Genomic DNA, 19038 nt, shown 5'->3' with positions numbered 1-19038 from the left:
TCGCAATATATAGTCAGATTCGCATATGTTTACCTATGGAAGGGGTTGTCGATGACCGACACACTTGCCACAGTCCGCCCACGCCCAGGGCTGCCGCTGGAACCGGCGGTGGTCCGGGCGCTGATGTTGTGGGTGCCGTTCGCGGTGTTCGTGGTGCACACCCTCGAGGAGATGCCCGGGTTCGCGGTCTGGGTGAGTACGCATTTCGCGCCGTTGACCACCGAGACGTTCGCGGTCAGCCATATCCCGCTGATCCTGCTGGTCCTGTGGTGTTCTCGGCGTGCCGCGCGGCCGAACGCCGCGACCGGGTGGGTGGTCATGGCGGTGGCGTTCCAGTGGCAGTTCGCGGTCAACGCCGTGTTCCACCTCGGCACCGCGGCCTGGTTCGGCGACTACTCACCGGGCATGGTCACCGCCGCCACCGTCGCCTTGCCGGCCACGCTGATGATGTTCCTCTGGGGCCGCCGCGAACGCCTGCTCACCGGCCTGCAACTGGCAGCCGCGCTCGCCATCGGCACGACCGTCGCCGCCGCCGCGATCGGAGTCCTGTTCCTCGGCTGACCATCGCGCCCCACACCGCTGCTGATGCCTGCTGGCGGGCTCGGACGAGACCCGCCAGCAGTAGACCGGCCGACTACTTGGCGGGCACGATCGGTGTGCCTCCGCCCGGCCCCGGTGCGGGCGGCACGAGCGCGCCGGCGGGCGTGTTCGTGCTGGGTGTCGAGCGTGCGGGCGGGGGAGCCAGCATCTGCAGTGGCAGCGGTGGCTGCGGTTGCGCAGGCACACCTCGCGACTGCGGTGCTTTGCCGCACGCGGGAGATGGTGCCGCGCCCGGTGATTCGCTGCATGTCGACGGTGGATCGGCAGGGACGATGGGTTCGGCGGAGGCGGTGGCCGCCGCGATGATCAGCGAAACCGACGTACCGGCCGGCGCGATCCAACGCCGCCATCCCCGCATGCGGATCACAGCCATATCGGGTCACCGTAGACCGCGACCGAATTGTCGGCCGTAGCGGTGGATATCGACACGATCGCGAACGAGCGCAGGCTGACCGCGCCCGCACACGCATCGATCTTGATCTGTATCTGATCGAGGGAGATCGAACCATGCGGCCCGGCAAGCGTTTTCGTGCCGAGTGTGATGGTGCTGATGGTGCCCGGCTTGATGGTTGTCGACATGTTCGGCAGGGCCAGCGCGCTGCCGCCGACCGCGACGCCGGGCGAGGGCGCGATGGTCACCATCGCGTTCGGGCCGATCGCCGCGGATATTCCGACGGTGAGGCCGTTGGACACGTCGGCCTGGCAGCCGATTTGGTATCCCAGCTGCAATGTCCCCGAATTCACCGCTTCTTGGCCCTCGCCACTGATATCGGCAGCCGCCGACAACGTGACGAACCCTTCCCGGGTGAATGGTGTGGCGGCCAGATTGGGTACGCGTTGAACGTCTTCCGCGGTCTTGCTGATCCGCAATTCCCAGCCGTCTTCGGTGTCGATCACGCGAGATTTGTCTGCCATTTGGTCGGCGGTCGCGGGGGCGGCGGTCATACCGAACGCCGCGCTGGCAGCGATGCCGAGCATCGCTATAGTCGAGCCCTTCAACGAAATCCTTAGTGCTAGTAACAGTCAGACGCCATAGTACGGTCTCGGAGGCGCGCTGAAGCATTCGACGAGCGCCTCCGTTGCTGGGCAGTCGCTGATACCGCACGGAGAAGCGGCTGACCGTTTATCTGCGGGTGAAAACGCCCAGCTGTTCGGTGTCGTAGTACTCCAGCGTGAGCTCGGTGCCATCGAAGGTCGCTTGGGAGATCGTGCCTTGGTTGGCGTTCTCACCGGGCGGGGTGAAGACGAAGGTGTTGCCGTTCCAATGTTTCAGCGGGAAGGTCATGTTCCTCGGCCCCAAGGTGAGGGTCAGGGATTTATCGGTGCTGCTGACCGTCGCCGGTCCGTAATAGGCGTTGTCGTAGGTGCCCGCGTAACTCGGGAGCGGCCGCGCGGGAACCGGGTCGGACGGCGGCTGTTCGCCGCTCAGTGCGCCGGTCGGCGCGCTGAGGGGTTGAAATGCCGTGCGGTACAACGTGCGCCAGTCCTGTTGGATCTTCCCGAATTGGACCAGATCGGCGAACTCGGCATTCAGTGTCTCGGGCACGCCGATCGGTGCCGCGTTGGTCAACGTCACGATGCCGACGTCGGCGGAGGGGATCAGGGTGAACGCGGTACCCGCGCCGAGACCGAACGCCCCGGAATGACCGAGTACCACCCGGCCCGCGGCGGAATTGCTCACATTGAAGCCGAATCCATAGAACCCGGCGCGCGCGTCGGGCGTTTTCGGTGGCGCCGACACCGCTTGCGGCGAGATGGCGGGCAGCAGATCCTCCGGTGGCACGAGCACCGAGCCGCCCGCGGAGCCATTCGCAAGTACCATCGCCATCCACTTGGCCATATCGGCGACCGAGGAACTGACTCCGCCCGCGGGAGACTGCGCGTCCGGCTGGCGCGGCGGGTTGGCCACCGCGTACTTGCCGTCGACCAGGACGTGCCCCTGGGCGCGGTTGGCGCGGGCGGTGAAGTCGGCGTAGCGGGAGCTGGTCGAGTCCATGCCGAGCGGATCGTAGATGGTCTGCTCCGACAACGTCTCCCAGTCGGTGCCCGCGGCCGACGCCACGGCGACGGCCGCCGCGGTCACGCCGAAATTGGTGTACTCGTAGGAGTCCCGGAAGGCGCCCAGCGGTAGCAGCCGCAGCCGGTCGAGTACCTGCTGACGGTCATAGCCGAGGTCTTCCAGCAGGTCGCCCGCGTGATCGGGCAGCCCGGACCGGTGCGCGTACAGGTCACCGATCGTGACGTGATCGGTGACGTACGGATCGGCGAGCGCGAAGGACGGCAGCAGCCTGCGCACCGGGGTGTCCCACTCGACGCCACCGGCGGCGATCCGGCGGGCGACCACCGTCGCTCCGACCGGCTTGGAAACCGACGCGAGCTGAAAGACCGTGTCCGGGTCCACCTTCTCCTCGGTGACGACGTTGCGGACCCCGAATCCTCGGCTGTACACCACCTTTCCGCCGTGCACGACGGCGACCGCCATGCCCGGGACGCCGGAGGAGTCGAGCAAGTCTTCGGCGAGTCGGTCCAGTTCGGCCACCGCATCATCGATCCGCCCGTCCGGGATCGGCACTCCGGCCACCTGATCGGGCATCGCCGCAGAGCTGGACAAGGTGCCGTTTCCGGGCGCGGAGTCCGAGTCGTCGCCGCATCCTGTCGCGGCTAGCACGATGGCGGTTGCCATCGCTATGGGGCCGAGCACTGCGCGCCGCAGTGTGCTCACAGATCGCCTCCTGGCTTTCGTAGCGGCAAAAGACCAGTTAAAGGCTAGTAGAGGCGAGATTGCTGCGTGGGCGTTCCTGGTATCCCGCTCGGCCGGTCCCCGGCGCTCGGTCGGCTGCAGGCAGCGCCCGGCCGCTGCTGGGCCGGGCGTCGCCGCGGTGCGCGGATCATGTCCACGAGCGTGAAGTCGGCCGGCGTGCCGCAGGACGACTCGACGGCTGCCGAACACCGCGATCGGGGAGGCGCGCCGTCACCGGGCGGGCGGACTCGCGAAAGAGAACCGGCTGTTATCCGGCGGCCGGAGTCTCCCGGATCTCGACGACCGGAAGCGTCAGCGCCGCAGGCGAACTCGCCGGCACCACCGGGTTGGCCGGCGCCACCGCGGCGATCCGCCGATATCCCGCGCCCACCGGAGGCCGCGTATCCGCCTCACCCTTGTTCGGCCAGTACGCGGCCGCGCGCTCGGCCTGCGCGGTAATGGTCAGCGAGGGATTCACACCCAGGTTGGCCGAGACCGCCGCGCCGTCCACGACGCTGAGCGTGGGGTAGCCGTACACGCGGTGGTAGCCGTCGATCACGCCGTGCTCGGCGTCGGCGCCGATCACCGCGCCGCCGAGGAAATGTGCCGTGAGCGGGATGTTGACGATCTCGCCCCAGCTGCCGCCCGGAATCCCGCCGATCTTCTCGGCGACCCGTCTGGTCACGTCGTTGCCCACGGGAATCCAGGTCGGATTGGGCTCGCCGTGCCCCTGCTTGCTGGTGAGTTTGCGGCCGAACACCCCGCGCTTGGTGTATGTGGTGATCGAATTGTCCAGATGCTGCATGACCAGCGAGATGATGGTGCGCTCGCTCCAGTTCTTGGTGCTGAGGAAGCTGAGCAGATCCATCGGATGCCGCAGTACCATGCCCAGGAAGCGCAGCCAGCGCGGGATGCGGCCACCGCCGTCGACCATCAGCGTCTGTAGCAGGCCCATCGAGTTGGAGCCCTTGCCGTAGCGAACCGGCTCGATATGGGTGTCCGGGGTGGGGTGGATCGAAGAGGTGATCGCGACGCCCTTGGTGAAGTCGACGCCCGGGGCGACCTTCTTGGTCGCCGCGCCGACGATCGACTCGGAGTTGGTGCGCGTCAGCACGCCGATCCGGTCCGACAGACCCGGTAGCACGCCCTTGTCGCGCATGGCGAACAGCAGCTTCTGGGTGCCGCGCGTTCCAGCGGCGAGGACCACATGCGCCGCGGTGACCGTGCGCGGGTTCTTGCGCACCCACGCGCCGGTGCGGACGGTGGACACATCCCAGGTCCCGTCGGGATGTGGCCGGATCCCGGTGACCGTCGTCATCGGAATGACCTCGGCCCCGGCCTTTTCGGCAAGGTACAGGTAGTTCTTGACGAGGGTGTTCTTCGCGCCGTACTTGCAGCCCACCATGCAGTCGCCGCATTCGACGCAGCCGGTGCGGTCGGGGCCGACGCCGCCGAAGTACGGGTCGGGCACGGTCTTTCCCGGCTCGCCGAAGAACACGCCCACCGGCGTCTGCACGAACGTGTCGCCGACCCCCATGTCGTCGGCGACGCCTTTGAAGACCTCGTCGGCGGGTGTCATGTGCGGGTTGCGCACCACGCCGAGCATCTTCTGTGCCCGCTCGTAGTACGGGGTCAGCTCCTCGCGCCAGTCGGTGATGTCGCGCCACTGCGCGTCCTGGAAAAACGGCTCCGGCGGCACGTACAGCGTGTTGGCGTAGTTCAACGAGCCGCCGCCGACGCCGGCGCCGCCGAGGATGAGGACATTGCGCAGCGGATGGATGCGCTGGATGCCATAGCAGCCCAGCGCGGGTGCCCAGAGAAACTTCCTCAGCTCCCAGCTGGTCTTGGGCAGCTCGTCGTCGGCGAACCGCCGACCCGCCTCCAGCACGCCGACCTTGTACCCCTTCTCCACCAGCCGAAGTGCGGTGACGCTGCCGCCGAACCCCGAACCGACGATCAGCACGTCGAAATCCGTCGTCCGCTGGTCCATGTGGAACTCCTCATCGTGTCGCCAGTGACAGGGCTAACACTACTCCCGGGTAAGTAACAGTTCGCAAGTCGGCGTGACCGCCACGACGCTCGGAAACGGGCCGCACGCAGGGAACGCCCTGGTAAAGAGCGATGCTCTCAATAGTTGACATCGCTCTCTCGGACGCGCATCGTTTCCGCTATGCCGACGACACCCCGCGCCCGCGCCAGGGCACAGACCATGAACGACATCGTCCGGATCGGACGCGAGCACCTGGCGACCGACGGCGCCGCCGCGCTCTCCCTGCGTGCGGTGGCGCGCGACCTCGGCGTGGTTTCCTCGGCCGTCTACCGCTACGTCCGCAGTCGCGACGAGCTGCTCACCCTGCTGGTAGTGGATGGCTACAACGCGCTCGGCGACGCGGTGGACGCCGCGCTGGCCGACGCCGCGGAGGATCCGATCGACCGGCTGCGCGTCCTCGGCCGCGCCGTGCGGAGCTGGGCGCTGGCCGAGCCCGCCCGCTATGGCTTGCTGTTCGGCACACCGGTGCCGGGCTACGACGCGCCCGCGGCGGAGACCGTCGCGCCGGGCACGCGGGTGATCGCCACTATGCAAACCCTCTTCGCCCGCGCCAACCAGGCGGGCAAGCTCGCGGCACCCGGCCGGGAACCACGCGTATCCGCCCCGCTGGCAGGCAGTTTCGCGCGGATCCGGGACGAGTTCCAGCTCGAACTGCCCGACTGGCTGGTGGTCCGCGGCGTGACGTTCTGGGTCGGCTTGTTCGGCGCGGTGAGCGCGGACGTCTTCGACATGTACGGTGCCGACTCATTCGCCGACCGCGACGAACTGTTCGATCTCCAACTGGACGCGCTGCTGGACATGCTCGGGTATCGCGGCTGATCGGCTGTGCGTACGGCGACCGATCGGCGCGGTGATACCTCGGTACAGACAGGACCGAGCGCGATGCCGATCTGGACTATGTTGCGATGGAATGCGTGATGGACCCCGATAAACGACTTCCTCCCTCGCCGGGACCGCGTGCCCCACTCGCCTGGGCACACTGGATCGGCGCGCGAATTCCGCTGGTCAACGCGCCGATGGGCGCAGTGGCGGGCGGACGGCTCGCCGCGGCGGTGACCGCCGCGGGCGGCCTCGGCATGATCGGGATGGGCAGCGCCGGCTCGGTCCGAGCGCTGGAGCGGGAACTGCCGCACGTCCGCGGGGTCGACGGCCCATTCGGCATCGGATTGGTCGACTGGGTGGTCGCCGCGGAGCCGGAATTGCTGGAGGTCGCTATCGCGGCGCGGCCCGCACTGATCTCGGTGAGTTTCGGCACCGACCTGGACTGGGCCGCCCGCGTCACGGACGCGGGGATCGTCGCGGCGACTCAGGTGTACACCGCGCAGGACGCGCAACGTGCGCAGGACGCGGGTGTCGGGGTCCTCGTGGCCCGCGGTGTGGAAGGCGGCGGTCATGGCGCCGTGACCACGACGTTGCTGCCGCTCCTGGAGGCGGTGCTGAACGTCGCGTCGGTTCCGGTGCTCGCGGCAGGCGGAATCGGCGCACCCGCGAGCCTGGCTGCCGCGCTCCGAGCGGGCGCGAGTGGCGCGTGGTTGGGCACCTGCCTGGCGGCCTGCGAGGAATCACTGCTGTCGGAGACCGGTCGGCGAGCGCTCGTCGCCGCACGTGGCGAGGACACCGTCTTGACCCGCACATACGACGTAGGGATGGAATTACCCTGGCCCACACGGTTTCCCGCGCGGGTGCTGCGCACCGGGTTCACCGATCGGTGGGCCGGCCGGGAGGACGACCTCGCCGCGGATCGATCCGCCCGCGCGGCGCTGGCCGCCGCGATCGCCGCGGACGATCCCGCTGTCGCACCCATCGACGCGGGGCAAGGCGTCGGTCTGGTCACCGCCGTGGAACCGGCCGCGCGAGTGCTCGAGCGGCTCTGGTCGGGCGCGACAGCGCACCTCGCGGACGGACCGGCCGAGGGCTGAGCCGTCCGGTTCAGTCCTCGCTGCTGTCGCGGTCGCCGAGGAAACGGATCAGGCCGGGATCGGCGGAGGTCAGCCGGTCGACTTCCTCGCCGCCGGTGCACTGGAAGAGCGCGACGGTGACCGCGCCGGTACGGTGGCCGACCACCCGCCAGACCCCGCCGGAGTCGTGCCAGCGACGCAGCACCGCGACGGGATCGTCGGTCATCGTCTGCTTCCTCTCGGTGGCGCTTCCTGGTTCGATCATCGAACGTGTCACCGCGGGACGGTGACGGGGTCGGTACAGCTGGCGGGCACGTCGACGAACGAGCAGTTCTTCGGCGAGCGGGTTGGCCGATAGTCGGGCGCCACGCCGCCGGACCGGGTGATGGCGGTGTATGCCGCCACCGCGTCGGTCGGTTTGCGCGTCAGCGCCGGGTCGGTCAGGACGTCCACCGTGTAGAGGCCGAAACGTGGTGTGTAGGAACCCCACTCGTAATTGTCGGTGAGGCTCCAGTAGTTGTAGCCGATCAGGTTCATACCGTCGGCCTTGGCGCGCTGAAGCCAGTAGACGGTGTCGCGGAGCGAGTCGGCGCGGCCGTATCCATCCGCGCGCGGCATGCCGTTCTCCGTGGGCATGCCGTTCTCGACCAGATAGAGCGGCTTGCCGGGGAACTGGCGCGAATAGTGTTGCAGCGCATAGTAGATGCCCTCCGGCTGCAATGGGTTCTTCCACAGCTCCGTGAAGTTCATCATGCCCGTGATGCTGTCGGGGGACAGGCCGTAGTAGTAATCGATGCCGATGTAGTCGAGCTTGGCGCCGATCTTGTCGACCAGCGGCTTGTTCACCACGTCCTCGCCGCCGGGTATGTAGGCGACGTTGCTGGTGACCATGGCATCCGGCTGCGCGCGGTGGATGTAGTCGTAGATGCTGTTGTGCGCCTGGGCGATTCGGTCCTGCATCGCCGGCACCGAGGTCGGCGCGATTCCGCCGTGGCGCAATTCGTTCACCAGATAGAACGTGGGCTCGTTGAACGTCACCCACAGCGGGTTGTATGGGGCGTAGCGGTCCACGACCGCACGCGCGTTGGCCAGCCAGTCGTCGACGATGCCCGGGTTGTTCCACCCGCCGCGGTCGACCGCCCAGCCCGGATACACCCAGTGGTCGATGGTGAGCATGGGGCGCATGCCCGCGGCCGTGATGGCGGCAACCACGTTGTCGTAGAACGTCAGACCCTCGGCGTCCCACCTGCCCGGCTCGGGTTGGAGGCGGGCCCACTCGATGCCGATGCGATAGACCTTCACGCCCAAGTCGGCCGCGAGGGCGATGTCCGAGCGGTAGCGCGTGTAGAAGTCGATCGAATCCCGGTACGGGTCGGACGTCTTCCCGGACGCGACGTAGCGGGTCCAGTTGCTGTCGGGGGCGTGACCCTCCGACTGGTATCCCGACGCGGCGACGCCCCAGAGGAACTCCGGGCCCATCGGCGCCACCTGAGCCGGCGGCGCGGGCCGGGCCGTGGCCTGGGCGGTACTCCCGATCAGTGCCGCGGTGACTGCCGCGAGCGCGGCCACGACGCGGCGGCGGTGATGTGATCGCATCGAACTCCTGTTCCGAAACGGGTGACGGGTGCTCGTGGACCTCCAGCACGCGGACCGGGTCGGGATGGGTACCACGGGGGACAGGGTAACTGGTCGACTGTCCGTTTTGGTTGAAGTAGGGGAGAAGTGCCTGTTCACGCCCCGTCGGTCAGGGGGAGCGAAAGGGGTGACGTCGGGCCCGGAGTCGCAGGGTAGAGCCGCCCGCGACACGCGATCGAGGCCACCGCAAGGTAAACTACATATGGTTACGTAGATATGCGCATCTAAATATATGAATCCATCCAGACGACAATTCCCACAAAACTCACGTCCCGAACAACCTCGCACAGACGGGAGAGGCGGCGGTCGGCTGTCGGTGGGTGCGGTTACGGTTGAACGGTGACAACGCATCTGACTCATTGGGGCGCGTTCGAGGCGAAGAGCGACGGGGAGCGTCTCACGCAGGTCCGGCCATGGAGCGGTGATCCGGAGCCGATGCCGTTGATCGGCAATATCGCTTCGGCACAACATCATCCGACCCGCATCGACCAACCGTATGTTCGTCGTGGATGGCTGGAGAACGGGCCGGGGTCGGGTCCACGCGGCGCAGAGCCATTCGTCCCGGTGTCATGGGAGCGGGCGCTGGATCTGTTGTCGGGTGAGCTCGGGCGGGTGTACCGCGAGCATGGTGCGGAGGCGGTGTACGGCGGGTCGTACGGCTGGGCCAGCGCGGGTCGGTTTCATCACGCGCAGAGCCAGTTGCACCGGTTCCTCAACTGTCTCGGCGGCTACGTGCGGCATGTGAACAGCTACAGCCTCGGCACCTCGACGGTGCTGCTGCCGCACGTGATCGGCGATATCGGCTGGGTGATGCAGCATGCGACGGCCAAGGCCGTGCTGGCCGAGCATTCCGAGCTGGTGGTGGCGTTCGGTGGCTTGTCGCCGAAGAACGCGGCGGTGTCTCCGGGTGGAGTTTCTCGGCACAACATGCGCACTTGGATCGCCGCGGCGCGGGCGCGAGGTTGCCGGTTCGTGTCGGTCAGTCCGCTGCGCGACGACACCCCGGCCGAGAGCGAGGCCGAATGGATCGCCCCGCTCCCTGGCACCGACGTGGCGTTGATGCTGGCAATCGCTGAGGTCTTGGACGCAGAGGGTCTGGCGGACAAGGAGTTTCTGCGGACATACACGGTCGGTTATGACCGCTTCGCGGATTACCTGCGCGGCACGGTCGACGGAATCGCGAAGGATCCGGAGTGGGCCGCGGCGATCACCGGTGTGCCCGCCGACCGGATCCGGACGTTGGCGCGCGATATGGCCGCCGCGCGGACTCTGGTGACGGTGAGCTGGTCACTGCAGCGCGCGCAGTACGGCGAGCAGCCGTTGTGGGCGGGCGTGACACTCGCGGCGATGCTGGGGCAGATCGGCCTGCCCGGCGGCGGGTTCGGGCATGGTTACGGGTCGATCGCGGGTGTCGGTGAGCCGGCTCGGGTGCCGGTGCCGCGACTTCCGCAGGGGCGCAATGCTGTCGAGACTTTCATCCCGGTCGCGCGGATCGCGGACATGCTGCTGAATCCAGGTCGGGCCTATCGCTACAACGGTCAGGACCTGGCCTATCCGGATATTCGGTTGGTGTACTGGTGCGGCGGAAATCCTTTTCACCATCATCAGGACCTGGCCCGGCTGCGCACGGCGTTCACGCGTCCCGACACGGTGGTGGTGCACGATGCGTTCTGGACGGCCACCGCGCGTCACGCCGATATCGTGCTGCCATCCACTATGTCCATCGAGCGCGATGACTACGGCGTGGGGGAGGGCGACAATCTGTTCTTCCCGATGAAGGCGTTGACGCGGCCGCACGGCGCGGCCCGCGACGACTATCGGATGTTCGCCGAGCTGGCCGAACGGCTCGGTGTCGGCGAAGAATTCACCGAGGGGCGTTCCGTCGGCGAGTGGCTGCGTCATCTCTACGAGCAGTGGCGAAGCGTGCAGTCTCGTGCGGGACATGACCTGCCGGACTTCGATGCGTTCTGGGCGAGTGAGAGCCTCACGCTTCCGGTGCCGGATCCGGAGCAGGTGCTGGCCGCGGAGTTCCGGGCCGACCCGGACCGGTTCGCGCTCGGGACACCCAGCGGGAAGATCGAGATCTTCTCCGCGATGGTCGACAGCTTCGGATATGCCGATTGCCCGGGGCATCCGGTCTGGCTGGAGCCGGACGAATGGCTCGGTGGCGCGGCTGCCGAACGGTTCCCGTTGCAGTTGGTGGCCAACCAGCCGCGAACCAAGCTGCACAGTCAGCTCGACGTGGGGGCGCACAGCCAGTCCGCCAAAATTTCTGGGCGGGAGCCAGTTCGGTTGCATCCCTCGGACGCCGTCGCCCGTGGTCTGCGTGCGGGCGAGGTTGTGCGGGTCTTCAACGACCGGGGCAGCTGCCTGGCCGGGCTGGTCGTGGACGACGGGGTGCGGCCCGGTGTCGCGCAGCTGTCCACCGGGGCGTGGTACGACCCCGATCCGGCCGACCCGACGTTCTGCCGCCACGGTAATCCGAACGTGCTCTTTGCCGATCGTCCCTCCTCCACTCTCAGCCAGGGTTGCGCCGGGCAGCTCACGCTGGTGGAGATCGAACGCTATGCGGGTGTGATGGCGGATGTCACCGTGCTCCGCCCGCCCGCGACCGAAGCAGGGAAATCGGACTGAGCTTCGGTCATACCGTCACACAGGACGGGCCGAGCAGTGCTTTGAGATCGCCGAGCAGGGCGGGCGATACGTGGACGCGCAGTGTGGGATCGATACTGTAGCGTGCCGGGCCGGTTCGTGCGTGATACAGGATTTGCACCTCGGTTCCTCCAGGGTGGCGTTGGAAGATCTCCCGCAATGACCGCACGGTGTCGTGGGTGCAGGTGTGGGCGTGGAGGGAGAGCGTGATCGGGTTCCCGCTCCCATACGCGAGCTCGGGAACTGTGAGGGCGTCGGCGACGAGTGATAGCCGTCCTTCGCGAATGTTGACGCGGGCGGTGACGAGTACGACCGCGTCCTCGGTCAGCGCGGTAGCCGATCGGGTGTAGGTGGCTGGGAAGAACAGGACCTCGGTGCTGGCGTCCAGGTCTTCCAAACGCACGATTGCCCAGGGGTCGCCCTTCTTGGTGATCCGGCGCTCGACTGCCGCGATCATCCCGCCGAGCACGATGGTGCGACCGTGGGGCACGGTGCCCGCGAGGACGGTGGCGATCGGGGTGTCGGCGGAGGCGGCGAGCGCACCGGCGATGTCGTCGAGCGGGTGTCCGGAGACATAGAGGCCCAGCATCTCTCGTTCGAATGCCAGCAATTGGGGTTTGTCCCATTCCTCGTCGGGGACGGGAACGTGGAAGACGGTGGAGGTTTCGTCGGTGTCGGCGGCGGCGAACAGGTCGAATTGGCCGAGCGCGGCGGCCTTCTTCACGCCGAGCGCGGCATCGATGGCGTCTTCGTGTACCAGATGCAGGCCTTTGCGCCGATGGCCCATGGAGTCGAACGCGCCTGCCTTGATGAGTGATTCGGTCACCTTCTTGTTGCACGCGGCGGTGTCGACGCGGTCGAGATAGTCGGAGAAGTCGGTGAGGGGGCCGCCGGAGTCGCGAGCGCGGATGATCGCCTCGACGACGGGGCCGCCGACGTTGCGGATGGCGCCGAGGCCGAAGCGGATGTCGGCGCCGACGCTGGTGAAGGTGGCGGCCGAGGTGTTCACGTCGGGTGGCCGGACGCGAATGCCGCGCTTGCGGCAATCGGCCAGGTAGAGGGCGGACTTGTCCTTGTCGTCGCCGACGGAGGTGAGGAGCGCGGCCATGAATTCCGCGGGGTGGTTCGCCTTGAGGTAGGCGGTCCAGTACATGACGAGGCTGTAGCCTGCCGCGTGCGATTTGTTGTAGGCGTAGCCCGCGAAGGGGAGTACCGCCTCCCACAGGGCGGTCACTGCGGCGTCGCTGTATCCGTTGCGGCGCATGCCGTTGCGGAAGTTTTCGAATTCCATGGCCAGCACGTCGGGTTTCTTCTTGCCCATGGCCCGGCGCAGCAGGTCGGCTTGTCCGAGACTGTAGCCGGCGACCTGCTGGGCGATGTGCATGATCTGTTCCTGGTAGACGATCAGCGCGTAGGTTTCGCCGAGGATTTCGCGGAGAGGTTCGTCGAGTTCGGGGTGGATGGGCGTGATGGACTCGCGGCCGTTCTTGCGGTCGGCGTAGGCCCAGTGCGCACCGACGCCCATGGGTCCGGGCCGGTAGAGGGCGTTGGAGGCGATCAGGTCGTTGAATTCGGTGGGCGCCATCCGCAGCAGGAGTTCCCGCATTCCGGCCGAGTCCATTTGGAATACGCCGAGGTTGTCTCCGCGGGCGAGCATCGCGTAGGTGTTGCGATCGGTGAGCGTGAGGGTGTCGAGATCGATGTGGATGCCGCGGTTGACGCGGATGTTGTCCAGGCAGTCACCGATCACGGTGAGGGTGCGTAGGCCGAGGAAGTCCATCTTGAGCAGTCCGATGGCTTCGCAGGACGGGTAGTCCCATCCGGTGATCAGCGCGCCGTCCTGGGGGCGTCGCCACAGCGGCACGATGTCGATGAGCGGCTCGCTGGACATGATCACGGCGCAGGCGTGCACGCCCGTGCCGCGAACCAGGCCCTCCAGCCCTACGGCGGTGTCGTAGATGCGCCGGACGTCGGGATCGGATTCGATCAGGGCGCGGACCTCGGCGGCTTCGGCGTATCGTTCGTGGGTGGGATCCATGATGCCGGCGACCGGAATATCCTTGGCTGCGATCGCCGGTGGCAGGGCTTTGGTGATCCGGTCGGCGACGGCGAAGCCGGCCTGGCCGAAGTTGACTCGGGCCGAGTCTTTGATGGCGGCTTTGGTCTTGATGGTGCCGAATGTGATGACTTGCGCGACTCGGTCGGCGCCCCAGCGTTCGGTGGCGTAGCGGATCATCTCGCCGCGGCGGCGGTCGTCGAAGTCGATGTCGATGTCGGGTGCGGAGGGGCGTTCGGGGTTGAGGAACCGTTCGAAGAGCAGGCCGTGTTCGATCGGGTCGATGTTGGTGATGGCGAGGGCGTAGGCGACCAGTGAGCCCGCGGCCGAGCCGCGTCCCGGTCCGACTCGGATGCCGATGTCGCGGGCGTGCGAAACGAGGTCGCCGACTACCAGGAAGTAGGCCGGAAATCCCTTGTCGCGGATGATGTCCAGTTCGTAGGCGGCGCGCTCGAGGTAGGTGTCCGGAATGCCGTCCGGAAGGCGCCAGCGCAGTCCGGCGTGGACCTCGTGGCGCAACCAACTGTCCTCGGTATGGCCATCGGGGACGGGGAACACCGGCATCCGGTCGCGGAACTGCCACACCTCGTCGTAGGGTTCGATACGTTCGGCGATCGCCAGGGTGGCGTCGCAGGCGCCGGGGACTTCGTCGTCCCACAGAGCGCGCATCTGCGTTGCCGACTTCAGGTAGTAGCCGTTGCCACCCAAGCGGAATCGAGTGGGATCGGACAGCGTCTTGCCGGTTTGCACGCACAGCATCGCTTCGTGCGCGGCGGCTTGGCTCGGCAGGACGTAATGACAGTCGTTGGTGGCCAGCGGCGGGATGCCGGTCTTGTCGCCGATGGCGAGCAGGTGTTCGCGGACGCGTCGCTCGATCGTCAGGTCGTGGTCCATCAGTTCGAGGTAGAAGTTCTCGGGGCCGAAGATCTCTCGCCATCGCCCGGCCGCCTCGTAGGCTTCGTCGAACTGTCCGAGCCGCAGCCGGGTCTGTACTTCGCCGGAGGGGCAGCCGGTGGTGGCGATGATGCCGTCGGCGTGCGCGGCGATGAGTTCGGCGTCCATGCGTGGCCATTTGCCGAATTGGCCCTCGATCGAGGCGAGGGAGGAGAGCCGGAACAGGTTGCGCAAGCCGGTGGTGTTGCGGGCGAACATGGTCATATGCAGATAGGCGCCGGACCCGGATACGTCGTCGGCGCGCTGGCCGGGCTCGCCCCAGAACACGCGGCGGGTGGATCGTCTTGATTCGGGGGCGACGTAGGCCTCGATCCCGATGATCGGTGTGATGCCCGCTGTGGTGGCTTGGTTGAAGAAGTCGGACGCACCGTACATGTTGCCGTGGTCGGTCATGCCGACGGCGGGCATGCCCAGCCGCTGGGCCTCGGCGAAGAGCGGACCGACTTTCGCCATGCCGTCGAGCATCGAGAATTCGGTGTGGTTGTGCAGGTGGACGAAGGACGCGGCGTTCATTCGGTATCCCCTCGGCGATCACGGGAGCTGCCGATCGAGCGAACCTCGTCCGGTTGTAGTTTGGATTCGTCGATCGTGAGTGCTGATCCATCTGAGCAGCGGAGATCGGTGAAGTCGAACAAAAGACACGACGGTATAGACAACGGATGGTTGTCAATGGAGGTGGCGTGTGGATCTGGATCTCGCGGCGTTGCGCGCGTTCGTCGCGGTGGTGGAGGAGGAGCAGTTCGGTCATGCCGCCGCCGTGCTCGGTATCAGTCAGCAGGCGGTGTCCAAGCGCATCGCGAAGCTCGAATCCCAGCTCGGGGCGGTTCTTTTCGAGCGCGGGCACGGCAGCAGCTCGCCGACCGGCGCCGGCGCCCGATTGTTGCCGCATGCGCGGGCGCTGCTGGCGGGCGCCGATGCCGCGGTGCGGGCGGTGCGGGAGCAGGTACGGCCGTTGCGGGTGGCGGTGCTCGGGAAGCGCGTGGCGGCGACCGATCTGATGGAGTTCTACCTTGCCCGCCACCCGCACTCCGACACCGAGATCGTCATCTCGAACGTGATCACGACCTCGCGGGAGGCGCTGCGCAGCGGGCAGGTCGACGCGGCGTTGGCTCGCGCGCACGGCGGGCCGGTGGCACTGCCCGCCGATATCGTCGCCGCCCCTGCGTATCTGGAGCCGCTGTATCTGCTGGTGGGGAAGGATCACCCGTTCGCGGGGCGCTCCACGATCGCGTTGCGTGAGATCGCGGGGCATCCGGTGTGGGTACCGGGCGCGGCTGTTCCATCGGAGTGGGCGGACTTCTATCGAGATTTCAGCGCTTTCAGCGGGATTCCGATCGATACCAGAGGCCGATTGGAGAGCTTGGCGCAGATCGTCGAACGCATCGCGGACTCATCGTCGCTGATGACCTTCACCGGTGATGGCGGGCTGACGCCGTGGCATCCGAACGTCCGGCGGCTGATGATCGTGGATCCCACTCCGGCGTATCCGCTGGCGCTGCTGTGGGCGGCCGGCAATCGGCATCCGGGATTGGCGCACTTGGTCGAACACGTGGCGGACAACTACAACCGGGACATCGCCGCCTCCTGCTGGGTTCCGGAGGCCGATCGGGCGTTGTTCACCGTGCCGGGCGGGGCGGATCGTCCGTCGGCCCCTCTACCATTCCCCGGGTGACCGGATACGACCAGCTCGACGCGTTCGAGCATCTCGACACTTCGACGTTGCCGCCGCGACAGCAGCGGATTCTCGCCACGATTCGGGATTGGGTGGTCCGGCACGGGTATCCGCCGAGCGCGCGGGAGATCGGTGACGCGGTGGGTCTGCGGTCGGCGTCGTCGGTGTCCAAGCATCTGAAAAGCCTGGAGGAGCGCGGTTTTCTGCGCCGCAGCCGGACCGTGTCGCGTCCGATCGATGTACGGATGTTCTTGCAGGCCCCGGCTCGACGGGAGGCCGCGGAGGATACGGTGGCGGTGCCGGTGGTCGGCGATATCGCGGCGGGTGCGCCGATCCTGGCCGAGGAGCATGCCGACGACGTCATGACGTTGCCACGCGAACTCGTCGGGCGCGGCACGGTGTTCGGGCTGCGGGTGCGCGGTGATTCCATGATCGACGCGGCCATCTGCGACGGCGATATCGTGGTGATCCGCAGACAACACGAGGCGCATTCCGGGGAGATCGTCGCGGCGATGATCGACGGGGAGGCGACGGTGAAGGTGTATCGGAGGCGGAACGGACATGTGTACTTGGAGCCGCGCAACCCGGCCTACGACGTGATCGACGGTGACGAGGCGGTCGTGCTCGGGAAGGTCGTTTCGGTGATGCGGCGCGTCTGACCTCGCCGGACCGGCCGCGCGAGGTGTGCGCGGACCGCTCTGGGGGGGCGGCCGCCGTACCCTGAACGGCATGTCGGACTTCGCGCGGGCGGATCCCGGCGCCGGGTTCGAGCGGCTGGTGGAGTTGCTCGACGGGCGCCGGGTGGTCGCGCTGACCGGTGCCGGAATCTCGACCGACAGCGGGATACCCGACTATCGGGGTCCCTCGTCGCCGCCGCGCAACCCGATGACCTACCAGCAGTTCGTCGGTGACGAGGTGTTCCGGCAGCGGTACTGGGCGCGCAACCACGTCGGGTGGCGGCAGATGGACGGTTCGCGTCCCAATCCGGGGCATCGTGCGCTGGCGCGGCTGGAGCGGATGGGCGTGGTCACGGGCCTGATCACGCAGAACGTGGACTTGTTGCACACCAAGGCGGGGCATCGGCGGGTGATCGATCTGCACGGCACCTACGCGCGGGTGCGCTGTCTGGCGTGCGCGGCGCTGATCTCCAGGATGGCGCTGGCCGACCGGCTGGAGGCGGCCAATCCGGGCTTCGCCGAGGCGGTGGCCGGTGATGGGCTCGAGGTCGCACCGGACGCAGACGCGGTGGTCACCGATACCGCAAGCTTCCGGATGGTGGACTGCGAACGCTGCGGTGGCCTGCTCAAACCGGACATCGTGTATTTCGGGGAGAACGTACCGAAGGAGCGGGTCGCCGCGGCCTACGAGCTCGTCGACGTGGCCGACGCATTGCTGGTCGCCGGGTCGTCGCTGACGGTGATGTCGGGGCTGCGATTCGTCCGTCACGCTGTCAAGGGCGGGCGTCCGGTGGTCATCGTCAATCGTGGCCGCACCCGCGGTGACGAGCTGGCCGCGCTCACCCTCGACGCCGGGTGCTCGGACGTCCTGCCCGCCCTCGTCGAGTACCTCGGTGAAACCCGCCTTCCGGCAACGGCTCAGCGCGGCTCGCCCAGCATGGCCGAATCCGCCGAGCGCGTGTAGCTGTCGTCGCCCCAGGCGCCGCTCGCTCCCGCAAATCCGAGCCGGGCGAATGCACCTTCCCCTTCGATCGAGCCGATCACCGATCCGTCGACTCCCGTGACTCGACGAGTCCTCGGCCTGGCCCGAGCGTCGTCCGGTCTCGTACTCGCGCTCGTCATATGGCAATTGGGCGCCCGGTCCTGGCTCGGTCCATCGGCAGTCGGTGCTGCTGGTGACCCACGACGTGGAGGAGGCGTTGCTGCTCGCCGATCGCGCGGTCGTGCTGCGCGACGCCCGCATCGCCGAACCCTTCGACATCACCGTCGCCCGCCCGCGGTCAGTGGTCGACCCCGAATTCTCCGCACTCCGCCGCCGGCTGCTGCTTGCACTCGGCGTGAATCCTCGCACCGACCGGAATCCGATTGCTGGCGGGGACCAAGCAGTTCCTCGTGGATCAGAAGAAGATCCGTGCGGACTTCAACTTGGAGCAGTGGTTCTACCGGCCCGATCGCCCCAAGCGGAGCTGAGCGGGGATTCCTCCGGCGCCCGCAACATCCGAAGCGTTAGACGCTGCTGGTTCTCCAACCGCGCCGCCGCCTTCGGGGGCTAACCGCGGGGGCCGAGGAGCGCGATCGCGGCTTCGGCTGTCACGTCGATGATGTCGGCGATGTCGTTGCCGTCCTCGACGGTTGTCGCGATGAGTTCACGGAAGCCGCCGAGCATGATCGTCGCCAGCTGGCGACTGGGTGGGTGCGCGCCGGCGGCGGCGAATTCCGGTGTGCTGGTGAGCTTCTGGATCAGGGTGATGAACTCGTCGCCGGCGTCGCGCTGCACGTGCCGCGCGTCTTCGCCCAGAGCGGGGACAACGCGGATCCAACTGAGCGTGATCGAGGTGTCCTCCTGCGCGGAACGGATCCATGCCTCGACGGCTTGGCGCACTTGCGTGCGCCACGGCGCGTGTGTGTCGACCGCGGCATCGATCTTCTGGATCGTTTCTTTGTTCCGCTCGGTCAACAGGGCGATGAAGCAATCCTGTTTGCTGGAGAAGTGCTCATAGAAGGTGCGCCGCGAAGTGCGGGCGTGGCGGACCACGTCGGCGACGGTCGAGTCCTGGTAGCCGCGGTCGCGTATGGCGATGGCCATGCTGTCGAGGAGACGACG

15 protein-coding genes are annotated in these 19038 nt (G+C 67.4%); 8 read left to right on the top strand and 7 right to left on the bottom strand.

Annotation, left to right across the window (positions count from 1 at the left end; genetic code table 11):
- The first annotated feature begins 51 nt into the window (after window positions 1–51).
- Entirely contained in the window at window positions 52–561 is a 510-nt protein-coding gene (locus OHA40_RS34585; RefSeq protein ID WP_330230999.1) for an HXXEE domain-containing protein, read from the top strand.
- 402 nt (window positions 562–963) lie between these two features.
- Here the strand turns inward: OHA40_RS34585 and OHA40_RS34580 are convergent, their stop codons facing one another.
- From OHA40_RS34580 to OHA40_RS34570, 3 genes are all read right to left on the bottom strand, one after another.
- Window positions 964–1599, bottom strand: coding sequence for an MspA family porin (locus OHA40_RS34580; protein WP_330230998.1), 636 nt, complete (start codon window positions 1597–1599; stop codon window positions 964–966).
- A gap of 124 nt (window positions 1600–1723) precedes the next feature.
- Window positions 1724–3283 (bottom strand): serine hydrolase, encoded by a 1560-nt coding sequence (locus tag OHA40_RS34575; RefSeq protein ID WP_330234477.1) that lies wholly within the window; start codon window positions 3281–3283, stop codon window positions 1724–1726.
- Window positions 3284–3608: 325 nt separating this feature from the next.
- Window positions 3609–5330, bottom strand: coding sequence for a GMC family oxidoreductase (locus OHA40_RS34570; protein ID WP_330230997.1), 1722 nt, complete (start codon window positions 5328–5330; stop codon window positions 3609–3611).
- A 180-nt stretch (window positions 5331–5510) separates the two neighbouring features.
- On the opposite strand from OHA40_RS34570, the gene OHA40_RS34565 reads away from it, so the two are divergent.
- Complete coding sequence (locus OHA40_RS34565; RefSeq protein WP_330230996.1) at window positions 5511–6209, top strand: TetR/AcrR family transcriptional regulator; 699 nt, start codon at window positions 5511–5513, stop codon at window positions 6207–6209.
- A gap of 98 nt (window positions 6210–6307) precedes the next feature.
- Window positions 6308–7309 carry an NAD(P)H-dependent flavin oxidoreductase gene (locus OHA40_RS34560; protein ID WP_330230995.1) on the top strand — a complete coding sequence of 334 codons (1002 nt, stop codon included), beginning with the start codon at window positions 6308–6310 and terminating at the stop codon, window positions 7307–7309.
- Window positions 7310–7319: 10 nt separating this feature from the next.
- Here the strand turns inward: OHA40_RS34560 and OHA40_RS34555 are convergent, their stop codons facing one another.
- Together OHA40_RS34555 and OHA40_RS34550 are read right to left on the bottom strand one after the other, a co-directional pair.
- Window positions 7320–7514: a hypothetical protein gene (locus tag OHA40_RS34555; RefSeq protein WP_330230994.1), complete on the bottom strand. Its 195-nt coding sequence runs from the start codon at window positions 7512–7514 to the stop codon at window positions 7320–7322.
- A gap of 47 nt (window positions 7515–7561) precedes the next feature.
- Window positions 7562–8884, bottom strand: coding sequence for a family 1 glycosylhydrolase (locus tag OHA40_RS34550; RefSeq protein WP_330230993.1), 1323 nt, complete (start codon window positions 8882–8884; stop codon window positions 7562–7564).
- Window positions 8885–9262: 378 nt separating this feature from the next.
- Between OHA40_RS34550 and OHA40_RS34545 the strand changes: the two genes are divergently transcribed.
- Window positions 9263–11557 (top strand): molybdopterin-dependent oxidoreductase, encoded by a 2295-nt coding sequence (locus tag OHA40_RS34545; protein WP_330230992.1) that lies wholly within the window; start codon window positions 9263–9265, stop codon window positions 11555–11557.
- Between the two features lie 7 nt (window positions 11558–11564).
- Here the strand turns inward: OHA40_RS34545 and dnaE are convergent, their stop codons facing one another.
- Window positions 11565–15098: a DNA polymerase III subunit alpha gene (gene dnaE, locus OHA40_RS34540; RefSeq protein ID WP_330230991.1), complete on the bottom strand. Its 3534-nt coding sequence runs from the start codon at window positions 15096–15098 to the stop codon at window positions 11565–11567.
- A gap of 169 nt (window positions 15099–15267) precedes the next feature.
- Between dnaE and OHA40_RS34535 the strand changes: the two genes are divergently transcribed.
- The 4 genes from OHA40_RS34535 to OHA40_RS34865 all read left to right on the top strand — a co-directional run bounded on the left by OHA40_RS34535 (window position 15268) and on the right by OHA40_RS34865 (window position 18487).
- Window positions 15268–16257 (top strand): LysR family transcriptional regulator, encoded by a 990-nt coding sequence (locus OHA40_RS34535; protein ID WP_330230990.1) that lies wholly within the window; start codon window positions 15268–15270, stop codon window positions 16255–16257.
- Entirely contained in the window at window positions 16254–16916 is a 663-nt protein-coding gene (lexA, locus tag OHA40_RS34530; protein ID WP_330230989.1) for a transcriptional repressor LexA, read from the top strand. The genes OHA40_RS34535 and lexA overlap by 4 nt, the downstream gene beginning before the upstream one ends.
- A gap of 70 nt (window positions 16917–16986) precedes the next feature.
- A complete protein-coding gene (locus OHA40_RS34525; protein ID WP_330230988.1) occupies window positions 16987–17898 on the top strand; it encodes an NAD-dependent protein deacetylase in 912 nt (303 codons plus the stop codon).
- A gap of 211 nt (window positions 17899–18109) precedes the next feature.
- Window positions 18110–18487 (top strand): hypothetical protein, encoded by a 378-nt coding sequence (locus OHA40_RS34865; RefSeq protein ID WP_442943876.1) that lies wholly within the window; start codon window positions 18110–18112, stop codon window positions 18485–18487.
- Here OHA40_RS34865 and OHA40_RS34515 read toward each other — a convergent pair.
- Complete coding sequence (locus tag OHA40_RS34515) at window positions 18484–19020, bottom strand: TetR/AcrR family transcriptional regulator (RefSeq protein WP_330230987.1); 537 nt, start codon at window positions 19018–19020, stop codon at window positions 18484–18486. The two genes, OHA40_RS34865 and OHA40_RS34515, sit on opposite strands and share 4 nt — an antisense overlap.
- Window positions 19021–19038 lie beyond the last annotated feature (18 nt).

Source organism: Nocardia sp. NBC_00508, assembly GCF_036346875.1.
Classification (GTDB): Bacteria; Actinomycetota; Actinomycetes; order Mycobacteriales; family Mycobacteriaceae; genus Nocardia.
This window is presented reverse-complemented; position numbering and strand designations above follow the sequence as displayed.

Bases quoted from the DNA above. Each gene is read 5' to 3' on its own strand.
- OHA40_RS34585 (WP_330230999.1), top strand. From the start codon at position 52: ATGACCGACACACTTGCCACAGTCCGCCCACGCCCAGGGCTGCCGCTG.
- OHA40_RS34575 (WP_330234477.1), bottom strand. From the start codon at position 3,283: ATGGCAACCGCCATCGTGCTAGCCGCGACAGGATGCGGCGACGACTCG.
- OHA40_RS34570 (WP_330230997.1), bottom strand. From the start codon at position 5,330: ATGGACCAGCGGACGACGGATTTCGACGTGCTGATCGTCGGTTCGGGG.
- OHA40_RS34565 (WP_330230996.1), top strand. From the start codon at position 5,511: ATGCCGACGACACCCCGCGCCCGCGCCAGGGCACAGACCATGAACGAC.
- OHA40_RS34560 (WP_330230995.1), top strand. From the start codon at position 6,308: ATGGACCCCGATAAACGACTTCCTCCCTCGCCGGGACCGCGTGCCCCA.
- OHA40_RS34555 (WP_330230994.1), bottom strand. From the start codon at position 7,514: ATGACCGACGATCCCGTCGCGGTGCTGCGTCGCTGGCACGACTCCGGC.
- OHA40_RS34550 (WP_330230993.1), bottom strand. From the start codon at position 8,884: ATGCGATCACATCACCGCCGCCGCGTCGTGGCCGCGCTCGCGGCAGTC.
- dnaE (WP_330230991.1), bottom strand. From the start codon at position 15,098: ATGAACGCCGCGTCCTTCGTCCACCTGCACAACCACACCGAATTCTCG.
- OHA40_RS34525 (WP_330230988.1), top strand. From the start codon at position 16,987: ATGTCGGACTTCGCGCGGGCGGATCCCGGCGCCGGGTTCGAGCGGCTG.
- OHA40_RS34515 (WP_330230987.1), bottom strand. From the start codon at position 19,020: ATGGCCATCGCCATACGCGACCGCGGCTACCAGGACTCGACCGTCGCC.